Origin of the sequence: Burkholderia sp. Bp8998, assembly GCF_003854235.1 — a bacterium.
Classification (GTDB): domain Bacteria; phylum Pseudomonadota; class Gammaproteobacteria; order Burkholderiales; family Burkholderiaceae; genus Burkholderia.
In genome coordinates this window covers 56,317-71,921 of sequence record NZ_QTQF01000012.1, presented here as the reverse complement: position 1 = coordinate 71,921, position 15,605 = coordinate 56,317, and the positions used below count along the sequence as shown (strand labels likewise).

The 15,605-nt window shown below is 61.7% G+C and carries 12 protein-coding genes and 2 pseudogenes; 11 read left to right on the top strand and 3 right to left on the bottom strand.

Features of this window, described 5'->3' with window-relative positions:
* Window positions 1-265: 265 nt before the first annotated feature.
* The 8 genes and pseudogenes from DIE06_RS14495 to DIE06_RS14460 form a co-directional block, all read left to right on the top strand.
* On the top strand, window positions 266-2,737 hold the full coding sequence (locus tag DIE06_RS14495) for a type VI secretion system Vgr family protein (RefSeq protein WP_124661996.1): 2,472 nt from the start codon (window positions 266-268) through the stop codon (window positions 2,735-2,737).
* 4 nt (window positions 2,738-2,741) lie between these two features.
* Complete coding sequence (locus tag DIE06_RS14490) at window positions 2,742-3,638, top strand: DUF4123 domain-containing protein (protein WP_260433615.1); 897 nt, start codon at window positions 2,742-2,744, stop codon at window positions 3,636-3,638.
* On the top strand, window positions 3,635-6,232 hold the full coding sequence (locus DIE06_RS14485; protein WP_124661995.1) for a T6SS effector BTH_I2691 family protein: 2,598 nt from the start codon (window positions 3,635-3,637) through the stop codon (window positions 6,230-6,232). The genes DIE06_RS14490 and DIE06_RS14485 overlap by 4 nt, the downstream gene beginning before the upstream one ends.
* A 2-nt stretch (window positions 6,233-6,234) precedes the next feature.
* Window positions 6,235-7,323, top strand: coding sequence for a DUF6708 domain-containing protein (locus tag DIE06_RS14480; RefSeq protein ID WP_124661994.1), 1,089 nt, complete (start codon window positions 6,235-6,237; stop codon window positions 7,321-7,323).
* A gap of 2 nt (window positions 7,324-7,325) precedes the next feature.
* Window positions 7,326-7,586, top strand: coding sequence for a PAAR domain-containing protein (locus tag DIE06_RS14475; protein WP_057924974.1), 261 nt, complete (start codon window positions 7,326-7,328; stop codon window positions 7,584-7,586).
* Window positions 7,587-7,619: 33 nt separating this feature from the next.
* Complete coding sequence (locus tag DIE06_RS14470; RefSeq protein ID WP_260433614.1) at window positions 7,620-8,045, top strand: hypothetical protein; 426 nt, start codon at window positions 7,620-7,622, stop codon at window positions 8,043-8,045.
* 4 nt (window positions 8,046-8,049) lie between these two features.
* Window positions 8,050-9,927 carry a type VI secretion system baseplate subunit TssF gene (gene tssF, locus DIE06_RS14465; RefSeq protein ID WP_124661993.1) on the top strand — a complete coding sequence of 626 codons (1,878 nt, stop codon included), beginning with the start codon at window positions 8,050-8,052 and terminating at the stop codon, window positions 9,925-9,927.
* A gap of 97 nt (window positions 9,928-10,024) precedes the next feature.
* A pseudogene (locus DIE06_RS14460) lies at window positions 10,025-10,153 on the top strand (LysR family transcriptional regulator); the annotation flags it as partial.
* Between the two features lie 36 nt (window positions 10,154-10,189).
* On the opposite strand, the gene DIE06_RS14455 reads toward DIE06_RS14460, so the two are convergent.
* Window positions 10,190-11,410: an MFS transporter gene (locus tag DIE06_RS14455; protein WP_409364502.1), complete on the bottom strand. Its 1,221-nt coding sequence runs from the start codon at window positions 11,408-11,410 to the stop codon at window positions 10,190-10,192.
* Window positions 11,295-11,942, bottom strand: a pseudogene (locus tag DIE06_RS14450) (NAD(P)-dependent oxidoreductase); the annotation flags it as partial. The pseudogene DIE06_RS14450 and the gene DIE06_RS14455, both read right to left, overlap by 116 nt.
* Before the next feature lie 113 nt (window positions 11,943-12,055).
* Here DIE06_RS14450 and DIE06_RS14445 point away from each other — a divergent pair.
* Window positions 12,056-12,964: a LysR substrate-binding domain-containing protein gene (locus DIE06_RS14445; protein WP_124661992.1), complete on the top strand. Its 909-nt coding sequence runs from the start codon at window positions 12,056-12,058 to the stop codon at window positions 12,962-12,964.
* 377 nt (window positions 12,965-13,341) lie between these two features.
* On the opposite strand, the gene DIE06_RS14440 is transcribed toward DIE06_RS14445, so the two are convergent.
* The gene (locus DIE06_RS14440; protein WP_124661991.1) at window positions 13,342-13,626 is read right to left on the bottom strand and encodes a hypothetical protein; all 285 of its coding nucleotides are present in this window, start codon (window positions 13,624-13,626) and stop codon (window positions 13,342-13,344) included.
* A gap of 12 nt (window positions 13,627-13,638) precedes the next feature.
* On the opposite strand from DIE06_RS14440, the gene DIE06_RS14435 reads away from it, so the two are divergent.
* Both DIE06_RS14435 and DIE06_RS14430 read left to right on the top strand, forming a co-directional pair.
* Complete coding sequence (locus tag DIE06_RS14435; RefSeq protein ID WP_124661990.1) at window positions 13,639-14,409, top strand: hypothetical protein; 771 nt, start codon at window positions 13,639-13,641, stop codon at window positions 14,407-14,409.
* 20 nt (window positions 14,410-14,429) lie between these two features.
* Entirely contained in the window at window positions 14,430-15,563 is a 1,134-nt protein-coding gene (locus tag DIE06_RS14430) for a LysM peptidoglycan-binding domain-containing protein (protein ID WP_124661989.1), read from the top strand.
* Window positions 15,564-15,605: the final 42 nt, after the last annotated feature.

Sequence of the window (15,605 nt, the reverse complement as noted above, 5' to 3'; positions counted from 1 at the left end):
TTGTCCTCGCGTCGGCTTAAATCCTCGTTCCTGATCAATTCCATCCGATACTTGCCGGCCCAGCAAAAACGGGGCAGGAATGCGTCTTCACCATGACTGACAATTCTCCCCGTGGGCCTTCGCGGAGCTTTATGGTATATGTCTGACTTTATCGCAGCACGTCGGGGCGGGCTTGAGCGCTGATCGCCCCCAATATTTGCCTGCGCGTTAGAGGGCGCACGAACGGCCCAGCGGCATTTCGCGCTCGGATTGAGGGATAAGAACAATGCAGAATACGGCACAAGCCCTGAGAGACCTTGCGCTGGGGCCGCAGCACAACCGGCAAGTGCAAATCAGCTTTCCGGACGATAACGCGCCTTACAAAATCCTGCTCCCGAATGCATTCGACGGGGTTGAAGCGCTATCGAAGGATTTCGCGTACAAGATCGAAATTCTGTCGGATAACGACCACCTCGAGCCGAAGAACTTCATCGGCAAGCGCGTGACGGTCAGCTTGGCGCGCGGCGACGGCAGCCGACGCTATTTCAACGGTCATATCTTCGCATTCCGACACGTTCGCACGGACGGCGGCTGGGTGTTCTACGAGGCGCACGTAGGCCCGTGGCTGCGCTACCTGAAGTACAGCCAGCACAATCGCCTGTTCCTCGACCAGAATCTGCACGACCAGACGGCGACGGTTTTTCAGGACTACGGCGTGTTGCCCGAATGGGCGTGGCACGTCGGCGAGGACGATCCGCGCATGACGATGGCCTGCCAGTTCGACGAAGACGATCACAATTATCTTCATCGGCGCTGGGAACATGCGGGCTATCTGTACTGGTACGAGCACACGGCTACGTCACACACGCTGACCGTCTCCGATCCGACGCGTCCCGCGCCCGCGATCGACGGCAAGGTGCACGCAATCCGTTTCCACAATGGCATGGGTGCGGAGGAATCGGACAGCATTCTGAGCTGGTCGCCGTTCCAGCAAACCACGTCGACGCATGCGGAATTGTCCCGTTTCGACTTCAAGAGCCCGACGCCGACCCACGTTCAAACGAGCATGTTGAACCCCGAAGCCACGCTGCCGCAACTCGAATGGAACGAGTACGCCGGCGCGTACGGTTATCGAAACATGGAACACGGGTATCAGATCGCCAATCGCCGGATGGAGGAAATCGAAGCGACGATCAAGCGCTTCGACGCGAAGGGCAACAATCGCTTCGTGCAGCCGGGCCGCTGGTTCCTGCTCACCGATCGTTACGGCTCGGCACTGAGCCGTGACCCGAGCGACGACGAATATCTGATCGTCTCGGTCCGGCATGTGGCGACCAACAACTATCTGCAGGACACGGGGGTACTTGCGGAATATCGCAACGAGTTCACGTGTGTTCCCAGGGCGACTCCGTGGCGGCCCGGACGCGGCTTCAACAGCGTCGACACGAAGATCCTCGCGCCGCAGACAGCGACGGTTGTTGGCCAATCCGGTACGAGTATTCATACCGACGAACACGGTCGCGTCCTGGTTCAATTCCATTGGGATCGCGATGGCAAGTACTCGACATGGGTGCGAGTCGCGAGCGGCTGGGCTGGCGGTGGCCAAGGGATGGCGGCGCTTCCCCGCATCGGTTCCGAAGTGATCGTGCAATGGCTCGACGGCAATCCGGACCACCCGATCATCACGGGCCGCGTGATGAACGCGCGCAACGTACCGGCATGGAAGCTGCCGGACGAGAACGCGCTGATGGGTATTCGTAGCCGTGAACTGAACGGTGCGGACGGCAACGCATCATCCGGCCGCAGCAATCACCTCATTTTCGACGATACGGCGAACGCCATTCAGGCGCAGCTCCGGTCCGACCATGCGGCCAGCCAGCTATCGCTCGGCAAGATCACCCGCATCGAGGACTGGCAGGGACGCAAGGATGCCCGGGGAGAGGGTTTCGAACTACGTACCGATGAGGTCGGCGCGATCCGCAGCGGCAAGGGCATGGTGATCAGCACCGAGGTGCGTCCTGCGGCACATGGGCACCTCTCTGACGTGAGCGAACCGGCATCGCGGTTGACCAAAGCGCAAACGTTACACGGGCAGCTTGGCAAGCTCGCGCAGCACTATCAGGCTCAGGACAGCGGTGCTGGTCAGACGCCGATCGCCGACGCGCTGAAGTCGCAGGTAGACGGCATTCAGGGCACGGGGGCGGCGGGTAGCAGCGACAAGGGTGACTTCCCGGAGCTCGACGAAGCGCATCTGCTGCTGGCCGGTGCAGCCGGCATTGCCGTTACGACGCCCGCGACGGCGCACGTGGCGGGCGGTCAGCACGTGGCCGTCACGGCCGGTGACAGCATGTCGGTAGCAACCGGGAAGTCGTTTTTTGCCAGCGTCTCCGACAGGTTCTCGCTATTCGTGCACAAGATGGGGATGAGGCTGATCGCGGCGAGCGGCAAGGTGCAGGTGCATGCGGAAAACGACGAGCTGGAACTGCTGGCCAAGAAAATTTTGTCGATCATCAGCACAACAGACTGGATCAACATCACAGCGAAACAGGGGATTCGCTTGACCGCGGGCAACAGCCAGCTCGAAGTCAGCGCGAAAGGCATCGTGGGATACACGCCCGGTGAGAACAAGATTCACGCGGGTAGCCACGATACGGTGGGGCCGCAGAGCATGCCGGCGCAGTTTCCCGGATCGGATTTGTGCTCGCAATTGGCTGACGGTGCAGCACAGGCCGGCAACGCCTCGATTGCACTGACGTAACGCCATGATGACAAATCTTTTGCCGATGCACGCCGTATCAGCGCCTTCGGAAACTTTGACGTACGGCTTCCTGCTGATCGAGCCGGCAACACTCGCCCACGCGCCCGATCTGGCCGCGCTTGATATGCGTGCCTGCACGCCCCGCGTACTCGCGCATCGCGAGGAATTGATGCCACGGCTCATTGATGTCGCCGCGCTTGATGAGTCCAACCAGATTTCCGTGGCAGAAATCTGGAATATGGAACTCGTCGGGGAGAGACCACCCGTCGCCTGTGCATGGCTCGACAGCAATCTCGATATCGATTCGCTTGCTCAGCACATCGCCCGTTACCTTGTCGGTCCCGGCGTGGACGGCAAGCCGGTATTCTGGCGTTACTACGATCCCCGCGTGCTGGCGTTGACGCTGGCGATTTTCGATCCCGCGCAGCGACAAGCGTTGCTGGGGCCGATCCAGGCATGGCAGTTCATTTGGGCGGGGCACCGATGGAGCGTAACGGGGCCGGGCATCACGATAGACATGTGCGAAGGGCATGTGCCTGCATGGCCACACCCTGACCAGTGGACGCGCATCAACCGTAGTGACGCCGCCACCCTAGTGGTTGATCGGTTGTCCGATGTGCCAGTTCAGGAAGCTGCACCGCTGCCGACCCTGCTCGACAGGCTGTTCAGCGATGCCGCCCGGTTTGGGCTTACGCAGACCGACGATCTCGCGGATTATGCATGGCACTGCGTGAAATACGGCTCCGCTTTTGAACAGCATCCGATGCTCGTTGAGGCCAGATCCGAAATTGTCGACGGCCGCGTAACGTGGCCTGAGATCGTGTCGCGCCTCACCCCCGACGAATTCAAACAACTCGAACAATCATCCCGCTTGTCAAAGGCGCAAAGGACCGAATCATGACTGCGAGCTGTCCGTTGTGTGATCGCAAATCGTTGCTGTTCTACCCCGTTCGATATGCCGTCGCATGTCCGCGCGGCGCAGGTAAGGCCCCGGGATTGTCCGGTCATTTCAAGATCGACAGTCGTGCGCCGCAGTCGGCCGCGACAGCCAAATATACGCTGCGGGCGCTGCGGCCGGGCTATCTGTACACCTATGACGAAAGGCGTCGGCGACTGCGCGCTTATACGGTGCTGGAAGACGGGATTATGTGGAGTTTCCCGCCTGGTTCTACCCCGCCACCGACCGACGGCGAGGGATTGATGACTCAGGGATGCGCACGTTCCGGCGATCTGTCTTTCGAAACGCTTGGCCGCTGCGTTGACATCGAATATACGCCCGGCTGCGACAATCCTACGGGCATGAATTTCTGGATCGGCTGGTCCAATATACGGTGGACCAAAGATCTTGTTTTTAACAAGATCCATGACGCGAACTGGCGCAAGCAGCACATGCAATGCATTGAGGTAGCGAAAGTGCTGGCGGGTGCCGCCGATGATACTGCCAGTTTCGAAGCGACTTACCAGCAGATCGCGCACTTCTCGATGAACGAGCAGGCGATGAAGGATGCGTTCGGGTTCAGCAACCGAGACCCGAAAAGCGAAATTACTCAGGGGAAGCGGAAGCTGCCGCCCCGGATCATCGATGCGATGCGCGCGACGCCGAACCAGCGAGGGTTCATCCTCGCGGTCAACGATCCGGTTGGCATAGCGAACGATCTGAGCGAATTGACGGTGCCAAGTCTGAACAACGGCTTCGACGAGGAAATGTACTGGAAAGCGACGTCAGCCCAGTTGCTTCAGCAGGCGCAGCAGGGACTTCGTGCTCGAGCCAGGGAAGACACTCGATCCACCTATGCGACTTCCGAAATGGTGCAGCAAGTTAACGCGAACCCGGGATTTATGGCGCCGGGCGCAGGCGGTGGGACGGCGGATCTGGGCCAGCTAGTTCGACTGGCGAAGGGACTTTTCAAAACCGGAAGCCTCACAAAGGCAATGGAGGAAGATAATCGGCGAGCCGCCGACGTTCCGGCTGCCGTGAAGGAGGCCGAAGACGATGCTTGGATCGATGCCAGTACCAAGATTGACGACCATGGTAAACGTATTCCTGCGCTCGATGTGGAAGCGCTTAAGCGCTTCCCAGATGAGTACAAGAAGGCGCTAGACGCGTTTCATCCGACATGGCAGAAGATCACCCAAGCACATGCGGACTGGCTGAACAGCAAACTACTCTCCGACTGGCTGACGGGGATTACTGATCGACAGGATTTGCGTAGTGGCTATGCATACAGCGAATCCTGCGCGCAGGCGATCGGCTCAAGCGCCGGAACGGAGGCATGCACGAAGGTAATGAACGACTGGCTGACTCAGGCGAGCATGTCCGACACGCGAAATCTGCTGTCACGCGCGTTGCTGTTCAGCCAGGACAATTTAATGAACGCGGCCGCACCGAAAATTCACGGCTCCGATATTCAATACGAGAGCTTCATGAATATCTACAAGGGATCGGCCCAGAAATTCGAAAATAAGCACGGCGACGTCCCGCTCCGGGATCGCCTGATGCTGACCGTTGGCAATGTCATCGTTGGCGCTCTCGCCAGGACCGGCGAATCAGCAGCCAAGAGGCTCGTGATGATTCGCCTGCATCTCCAGGCCGGCGTCTCAATCAACCCGAAGACGACCAGCGCTAACCAGTTGGCGAAATGGATGCTCAAACAAGCGGAGGAACTGGGCGTCGATCTGGAGGGTAGCAAGAATCAGCAGCGGCGTGCGGCCGGTGTACTTGCGCACAAGACCCTGAATGCGGCGAATGCGCCTGATTCCAAGGTCATCGCGTTGCAAATGGATGTTGATGCGCTTCAACGAGCCGGCAAGCTCGAGGAAGGCGTCGTTCAGGAGGTTGGGATACCGGGCGCGAAGACCCTACAGCGGTGGCTCGGTTCATCCGCGCCCGCTGATTTCAACCGGGGTGTGGCGACGGCCATCATTCAGATGGCAACCCTCACCTTTGCGTGGAGGGATTGGGCAGGCAGTGACCAGTTTAGCAACGATGAGAACCGCAAGAAGTTTTGGGCATGTATTGCTTCAATTGGCGGCAACGTTGTCGAGACGGTATCTGGAACCGTCAAAGTGGCGATGGAGGGGGAGGCTCACCCACTGTCATCGTACCTGCTTAAGCACTGGGCTGGGGCGGGTCGATTCACAAAAATCGGTGTTGTGGGCGGTCGCATATTGGGTTCGGTTGCCGGCGCGATACTCGCGTGGGGGGACTTGTCAAAGAATGCGCCGGAGGCATTTCGGAATAAAGAAGTGCGATTGGGTTGGCTTTACGGTGCTAGCGGTGCGCTTGGCTTGTATGTGGCATTCTTTTCGGTTACTGGTTCTGTTCCGCTATTTTGGCCGGTTTTCATTGTGTCCATCCTCGTTGCTATTGGAATAGCAACGCTGAAAGCTTCGGAGCTGAGCGATTGGGTAAAACGATGCAAATTCAGCACGGGGGAGCATTATTATACATTTGATGATGAGCTGAAGGCATTCAATTCGGCAATTGGAGGTTGAGCGTGGACGAAAGATTGATGAAAAAGTGCGTAGGTAAGCCAGTTCCTGAATGGGATATGGCGCACCGGTTGCGCATTGATCAACCTGTCGGCCCGGACGTGCAGGATTTTGGAACGATATTCCGAATTAATGGTACGTACATGGATGTTATTGAGCCGTCTTTCCTGGAAAAGCAATGGTCTGCTGCGGCTATCCCGATTGGTATTGCTGGAATTTGCATTGGACCATATTTATACTGGCTCACGGAAATTCGCTACCCGTATTCCGCTAGCTCAATAGGGGATTTATTTGCTCTGCTAATATCCTTGATTTTTGCGGTTATTGTGTGGAAATTTGGGAAAGGTTTGTTCTTTGGTCTTCGCCGCTGTCCGATTCGATTTCACCGAGGAGAGCGCAAGCTCTATGCGATCCGCAAGCGTCGTTACTTCGCCAAGCCCGGTGAGGGTGACGTCGTATGGGAGGCGCCGTGGTCGAAGGACTCTATCTTCTGCCTGCATCGCGAAATGTCGACCTTCGGTGAGTTATTCCATATTCGCCATTACACGGTCGATGATCAGGGCAACGTCACGCGAGTTTTTTCGATCGGCCGCGAGTGGATGCCGGCCGCCGAGGTCGAAATGGCGCTCGCGCAGTGGAGCTACTGGTGCAAGTACATGAACGATGGACCGAACGGTTTGCCGAAGCCAATGCTGTTCCACACGGAGAACGAGACGCCGCGCGAATCATTCCTATTTTCGCTGTACGGCGTTGGGATGCAGGCCCCCGTGTTCTGGCGCATCATAATGATGCCGTTCATACTCGTTTTCACTGCGATGCGCATCCTCGCCAATGCGACCAGTCGCGATTCCGTCTGGCCTGCAGAAATTGCGAAGATCAGCGACGTTGACCCCGACGATCCCTATGCACAACCGCGCCCAGGTACGCCGGTTGGGTGGGGAGATACCGTGCTTGCCCAGCAGCGCGGCGACTACCCAAACGAAGCGAAAACCAAGACCGAGGGTTGGGCCGGCGAACCGGATGGCAAACGCTTCGCGATGGCGTGGCTCAAGAACCCGGTTGTTGCCCACTCGCACGTCGCAGCGCGAGGTTGACGATGAAAGACGAAAACGGACGCGGCGTGATTCGCTTGCACGACAAGACGACCCACGGCGGCGAAGTGATCACCGCGAGCGACGATTTGACGGCCCTGGGCGTTCCGGTTGCCCTGAAGGATCACCTGACATGGTGTCCGAAGTGCGGCGGTCAATTCAGGATCATTCCGCAGAACAGCACTCGCAATCATCACGGTACGCCGGTTGCGTTTCACGATGACCTGACCGAGTGCGGCGCGCAATTGATTTCATCACTTGAGTAAACGGCATTGCGTCTGAGGGAGCCGACGGATCGGATGAAGGAAACCGCATTGGCCGGCGTACCGCCACGCAATACCGTTCTAGTGTCTGATGCCCAGCGTCAAGCACTGCGCGTCGACATTCGTCAGCGGCTCGTTACCGCGTTGATGCGCTCAGGCCATGTAGTCACCGATCCGAGCGCTTATTCGAATGCGCCGCGTCATTTTCCGGGCCTCGGCAAGCGCAAGCGTATGGAACGGCTTGCGGAAATCGAACAGCTCTACGACCGACACGTCGTCGGTCCCGCGATTCTCGACGCTGAGGCAGCCGGATCAGTTTCAACGGACAGCGTACAGCGCGCAGTGAGCGGTCACTGGCGGCGGCCGCACTTCTGGATGCAACCGTACGGCCCACGAGCGGCGTTGCGTAAACTCATCTTCGTCGGCCCTACGCTCGTGCGCCCCGACCGACTGGGGCTGTAGCTGAATGGATCACCTGCTGTCGCACTACGAATACGAACTCGGGTTGTTCGCGCGAGCGCTGGGCGACTTCGCTATCCGCTATCCGAAGATCGCCACTCGGCTCGGTATCCAGAGCGGCCAGACCGACGATCCGCATGTGGCGCGTCTGATTCAGACCTTTTCGTTTCTTGCGGCGCGCCTCGATTCGAAGCTGGCCGACGACTATCCCGAATTCACCGAGGCGCTGCTTGAGATTGTCCACCCGCACTATCTGCGAACCGTGCCGTCGTGCGCGATCGCTCGATTCGAGCCGAGCGCGATCGTCGGTCAACTGACGGAACCGATCGTCGTGCCGCGTGGCGCGATGCTGAACGCGCGCAACGCCCCGGTGCGATTCCGGACGACCTACGACGTGACCATCTCGCCGTTGCAAATACAGTCTGCACGATTTGCACCGACGACGCTGGTGCCGTCAGCCGTGAGATTGCCTGCCGACGCAACAGGCGTGATGTCGATCAGCTTCACGTCGGCCGCCGGTCTGTTCACGGCCGCTATTCCGGATGGTTCCATCCGCGTCCACCTTGCCGGCGAGCGACCATTCGTGTCGGCGTTGCTGGACGCCTTGCTGTTGCGCGCGGCCGCCGCGTACGTTGAGGTCGATCAATGCGGGCGCTGGCGGGCTCTATCGAAGGTGCCGTTCGCGCCGGTCGGCTTCTCGGATGACGAGCGCTTGTTACCAGATAGCCGAACGACCAGTCGGACTGCGACCACGTATCGTTATCTGCTGGAATACTTCGCGTTTCCGGAATTGTTCGATTTCGTCGATCTGGACATGGGCCGTGTGCGGCGTGCTGCAAGCGCACCCGACGCTCGGGAACTGACCTTGCATATCGTATTGCGCGACACGCCCGCCGAGTCGTTCGCCGCGCAAGCGCTTGCGTCGCTCGGTGCAACGGCGTTCAAGCTGTTCTGCACGCCTGTTGTGAATCTCTTCTCGCAACCCGCTCAGCCCATTGTGTTGAAGGGGCAGGATGCCTATCCGGTTCAGCCTGTACGACTGGCGAAACACGCGCCGCTGGGCGTGTATTCGATACAAGCGGTTTATCTGGGTGAGTTGTCCAAGAAAAAGGACAAGGACGAGGACATAGCGCTCGAAAGCAATCGGCCCAGAATTCCGGTGCGGCCATACCAGGCGCTTAGCCACGATCCACGCCCTGACTCGTCAGCGGTCTACTGGGTCGCGTTCCACGATCGCGATGACCGATCGCCCGGCCGGCAAACCATGATGATGTCGCTGGTCGGGCTGCACGGACAATCGACTCGACCGAAGCTACCGCAAATCGATGTGGTCACGATGGTGACTAATCGCGACTTGCCGGCACGCTTGCCGATCGGCAATACGGCAGGCGATTTGCTGCTCGAGAACAAGACGCTGGATTGCCCGATCCAGTTGATCACGCGGCCGACGTTGACGGCCGAGCTGGCGCGAGGCAACGGTGCGTTGTGGCGCGTACTGTCGACGTTGTCGCCGCATCCGCTTGACCTGACGCGCGAAGGGTTGTCGGCTCTGAAGACATTCTTGCGGCTCCATGCGGTGCGCACGACACCGCACGCGCAGCGCTGCATCGACGCGATCACCGATCTGAATTACAAGCCTGCGATCAAATGGATGTCGCTGAATAGCCAGTTCCCGTCGTTCGTGCGCGGTATTGAAATCCTTTTGTCGTTCGATGAAACCTCGCTTCGGGAGGTCAGTCTGGTCGTATTTACGAAGCTGTTTGAACAATTCTTCGCACCGTACGGGCCGATGAACAGTTACGTCCAACTTGTGATTCGGTCGGCGCAGACAGGTCGGGAACTGACGCGAGGTGTGGCCACGCCCGGGGTGCAGCCGCTGATCTGATCAGGGGCCGTACCGATTTGCAATCGGATAAAGGCGTCAAGTGGAGTTGGCGGAATCCTATCTGTCACAGCTAACGGTAACCGGTTCGCAACCCTGGTTCGACGCAAAGATCCGCACCTTCCTCGACCATCTGCGCACGACGCTCACGCCCGCGCTGGAAAACGACCTGCGGGAACTCGACCGGCTTGCGGTCGAGCCGATGCCGGGCAGCCGCCAGCGCGCGTGACGCCGTCGCCGTTCGCTTGCGCGGCGGCGCCGGGCGTCATGCGGCAGACATGACGCGAATCCGCTCGAAGCGGCCGGCGAGCCACGCGTAGGCGGCGATGCCGATCAGCCCGTGCGCGGCGACGAACCACAGTGCGCCCGCGAACGAGCCCGTGTGCGCGACGAAGTAGCCGATCACGAGCGGCGTGACGATCCCCGCGATGTTGCCGAGGCCGTTGAACACGCCGCCGCTCAGGCCGACCATGCCTTCCGGCGCGGTATCGGCGAGCACGGCCCAGCCGACCGCCGCGAGCCCCTTGCCGAAGAACGCGATCGTCATCAGCGCGATCACGACGGCGTTCGACGACGCGCCGTTCGCGAGCACGAGCAGCGTGGCCATCGCCATCCCCACGACGAACGGTGTCTTGCGTGCGCGCGACGGATGCACGCCGCGGCGGATCAGCCAGTCCGACAGCACGCCGCCGAGCACCCCGCCCGTGAAGCCGCAAAGCGCCGGCAGCGCGGCCACCCAGCCGGCTTCCATGATCGTCATCCCGCGTGCCTTGATCAGGTAGATCGGGAACCACGTGATGAAGAAGTAGGTGAGCGCCGTGATGCAGTACTGGCCGATATAGATCGCCCACAGGTTCCGGTGGCGGAACAACTGCGCCGCGTCGCGCCACGATACGCGCGAGCGCTGGCGGATGCGGTTCGCCTCGAGATCGACGAGCGCGCCGTGCGCGCGCAGGTAGTCGCGCTCGGTGTCGGTGACGCGCGGATGGCCGTGCGGCTCGCGATACCACGCGAACCAGAGCGCCGACAGCGCGACGCCGAGCATCCCCATCCACAGGAACACGTGTTCCCAGCCGAGCGCGTGCGTGAGCCACGCCATCGCGGGCGTGAACAGCACGACGGCCATGTACTGCGCGGAATTGAACAGCGCCGATGCGGTGCCGCGCTCCGCGGTGGGGAACCAGCAGGCGACGATCCGTGAATTGGCCGGGAACGCCGGCGATTCGACCAGCCCGAGCATGAAGCGCATCGCGAACAGCGCGAGCGTCGCGGCCGCCCCCTGCACGGCGAACCCGCCGACCGTGCCCTGCAGCATCGTGAAGACCGACCACAGCAGCAGGCTCAAGCCGTACACGCGGCGCGCGCCGAAGCGGTCGAGCAGCCAGCCGCCCGGAATCTGGCCGATCGCATAGGCCCACGAGTACGAGCACGTCGCTGTCGCGGGCGAGCGCGACCAGGTCGGGCACGTAGCGGTAGCCGCTGTCACGGTGTTCGCGCGGACCGAAATAGCTGACCGGCATCCGGAACGCCTGCGCGCGCTGCGCGATCGCGCGTCCGACGCGGCCGAGGCCGACGATGCCGAGCCGCTTGCCCGTCACCTGCGTCGCGAGCGGCTGCGCAACCTTGCCCCAGCGGCCGGCGCGCACGATGCGCTCGCCGGCCCCGAGGTCGCGCAGCGTCATCAGGATGAGGCCCATCGCCATGTCGGCGACGTCGTCGGTCAGCACGTCGGGCGTCGTCGTCACGTAGATGCCGCGGGCGCGCGCGCGATCGAGATCGACGGCGTCGGTGCCGATGCCGCTGATCGCGATGATCTCGAGCGCGCCCAGCCGGTCCATCAACGCGGCCGACAACCCGTTCGCCCCGCCCGTGACGACACCGCGGATGCGCGGCGCGACGCGATCGAGCAGCGCGTCGGGTTGCTCGGCCGCATGGAGCCGATGCACCGCGTAGCGGGCGGACAGTTCGGCGTCGATGGCGCCGGGAAGCGGCTGGGTAAGCAGGATGTCGATGGTCATGAAGGTCTCGGTCGTCGTGCGCGGCGCGGCCCGCGCATCAGGTGCAACCGAGTATAGGAATCGGATCGATGTTGGTCTAACATCAAGAGGCTATCGATTGATTCAAGATTTGAATGATTGAACTGAACCAGCTTCGCTGCTTCGTCGCCGTCGCCGAGGAACTGCATTTCGGGCGCGCGGCCAGGCGGCTCTTCATGACGCAGCCGCCGCTCAGCCGGCAGATCCAGCTGCTCGAACACGCGCTCGGCATCGCGCTGCTCGAACGCAGCAGCCGGCAGGTCAGGCTGACCGCGGCCGGTGAGCGCTTCCTGCGCGATGCGCGGCACATCCTCGAGTTTTCCGCGCGAGCCGAACAGGCCGCGCAGCGTGTCGCGCACGGCGGGGCCGGCCGTATCACGCTCGGCTTCACGGCCGTCAGCGCGTACCGGATGATTCCGGTGCTGCTCGCGCATGCGGCGCACGCACTGCCGGACGTCGATGTCGAACTGCGCGAAATGGTGTCGACCGTGCAGATCGACGCGCTGGCCTCGCGTATGCTCGATGCGGGCTTCGTGCGCCAGCGCGCGGCGCGCCATCCGCTCGAATACCGGCTCGTGCAGCGCGAACCGATGCTCGTCGCGGTCGCGCAAGGCGCACCGCTGGCCTCGTATGAACGGATCGGCCCGGACGAGCTCGACCGGCAGCCGTTCATCGCGTATTCGCCGAACGAGGGCAAGTACTTTCACGACATGATCTCGGGGATGTTCGCCGGCGCCGGGCGCTTGCCGAACTACCTGCATTATGTCGGTCAGACGCATACGATCCTCGGCCTGGTGCGCGCCGGGCTGGGTGCGGCGCTGGTACCGGCGTCGGCGCGCGAGCTGCATGTCGACGGCGTGGTGTTCCGGCCGCTCGCGGGCGTCGACGTGGCGGCCGAACTGTATCTCGCATGGCGAGCGGACAACGACAATCCGGCGCTGCCGGTGTTCAACGCGATGGTCGAGCAGTTTCTCGCGCAGGAGCAGGGCGGCGCGGCGGCATAGCCGCGCCGTGCGTCCGTGCGGTGCCACAAGCTTTCGATCCGGAAGCTTGCCGTGCGCGATGACAAGCCATCCCGAACGAGTGCATCAGGTCGCCGTCCTGCGAATCCCCTGCTGATCCTTTCCATGTCGAAAGCTGTCTTGATGCTGCCGTTCCAAAGGCGGAACGCCACGGTTCGCTGCACTGCGACAACTGCTTGACGCTGCATGCCGGTCGGCGCAGGATACGTGCGTGCATTTGGAGCGGGGCGCGCTGGCCGCGCGCTCTTGCATCCGCGACGCGCAAAAGAACAACGATGAGCCTTCACGCACTCGTACCGGAATCCCGGCGCCGCGGCCACTGGCCCGCCGGAACCACGATCCTCCCGACGCCCGTCGCGTCACGTATCCGTCATCCCGTTTCGTACCGTGCATCGGTACACTTTCCCGTCCGCGCGCGGGCCGTGCCGATGAACGGTGCCGATCGGCGCCGCCGCATCGCGCGGCAGCCTGCCGCACCCGAATACCGTATCGCGCATGACGCTTATACCGGCATCTCGTGACGTCGCCGCCACGTGTCCACGCATCGTGCCGTCGACCGTCCCGCACGCGCGGCGGCACTGGAGTCCGAAGCATTTCGATTGAGCATGATGCAGCATACGCACGCAGTTCAGTTCGAGGTTCAAGGAGAAAAACTCATGTCGCAGCTTTCGAATGAAGCAAACGGCAGTTCGGGGAGTGGCAAGGCAAAGCTGATCAAGTGGGCGATCATCATCGCCGGCGTCGCGATCGCGGCACCGGCCGCGCTGTTCATCCTGAAGGGGATGATCGCGCTGATCACGGCGGCGGTGATCGGCCTCGGGGCGATCTATTTCGCGCCCGTCGTCGCGATGAAGTTCGCGAACCAGAAGGTGAAGATGATCGTCGAGGAAGCGCAGTCGAATCCGATCGAGACGCTGATCAACCAGCTCGCGGAAAAGCGCCAGGCGGCGCAGAAGTTCGCGGACAGCATCACCGCGTTCCGCACCGAGGTGAAGAACTTCGAGAACAAGACCGAGCTGTTCGAGAAGCAGTATCCGGACGACGCGCCGCGCTTTCGCGCGCAGCTCGACACGATGAAGCAACTGCTGGCGTTTCGCGAAAGCCGCTACAAGCAGGTGCAGGCCGAACTGAAGAATTTCGCGTTGGCGATCGACCGCGCGAAGGCGATGTGGGACATGTCGCAGGCGGCGCAGCACATGAACAAGCTCGCGGGCCGGCAGACCGCCGATACGTTCGAGCAGATCAAGACCGACGTGGCCGTCGATTCGGTGATGCGCTCGGTGAACAAGGCGTTCTCCGAAATGGAGACGTCGCTGCTGGACAACCCCGAGGTCAAGCAGGCGCAACAGCAGGCGGTGATGAACGCTCCCCACGCGCCCGGGCCCGATGCGGCGAACCCCGCGCAGCTGCCGTCGAAACAACAATAACTTCCCGCAGGCACGCAACCATGAAAAAACTTCTTGGCGCCATCGCGTTTCTGATAGTGCTCGTCGGCGTATGGATCGTTCACCAGGGCGGCCTGTCGACACTGATCCCCGCGCACGATGCGGCTCCGGGCGCGACGTCCGCGCAGTCAGGCGACGCGGGCCAGCCCGCGCAGCCGTCGGCGTCGGGCAACGTGCTGCCGGCCGGTTTCACGCCGCAGGCCAGCACGCTGAAATCGATCGCCGAAAACGGCGTCGTGCGGATCTCGGTGCAGAACCCGAGCGAGCCGTTCTTCGGCGAGGACAAGGGCGCGCCGCACGGCTTCAACGTCGAATTCGCGCGGCTGCTGTTCGCGGACCCGTCGTTCTCGCACGGCGGCAAGCCGGTCGTCGTCGATACGCGCCACGAAGTCGATACGTACCCGGGCGTGCCGAAGCAACTGCTCGACACCGATGCGAAGGGCAACCATGTCGTCGACGTCGCGATGGACGGGCTGACGTTCCCGGACAACACGCCGGCAGGCGTCGTCTACTCGGTGCCGTACGTCGACGATTTCGGCTATTCGCTGATCGTGCGGCAAGGCTCCGCGATTCGCTCGGCCGACGATCTGGTCGGCAAGACGGTCGGCATCCTGAAGGGCGATCCGGACGTGCGTGCGTTCGTCACGCGTCAGTATCCGAACGTCCGGTTCGTCGAGGTCGACGATTCCGATCCGGCATTCATCGCGAAGAGCCTCGACGGCCACGCGGTCGACGCGTTCATCTACGACTATCCGTTCGCGGTCAGCTCGATCAAGGGCACCGACCTGAAGTTCGCGGTGACCAAGCTCGACGGCTCGAACATCGCGTACAAGATCGGCGTGCGCGCCGATGACCAGGATCTGCTGATCTACCTGAACGCCGCGATCGCGAAGCTCAAGCAGTCGCCGCAGTACCTGGACCTGCTGCGCAAGTATTTCGTCAGCGACCAGACGATGACGACCGGGGCAGCATCGGGCGAGCACACATACGTGGTGAAGGCGGGCGATACGCTGAACCTGATCGCGGCGAGCAAGCTCGGCAGCGGCCAGCGCTACCGCGAGATCCAGCGCCGCAACAACCTCGCGAACCCGAACCTGATCCTGGCCGGCCAGCATCTGGTGATTCCGGTCCGGTAGGCGCGGCGTGAAGCGAAGAGGGTGAAGCGAAGAGGGTGAAGC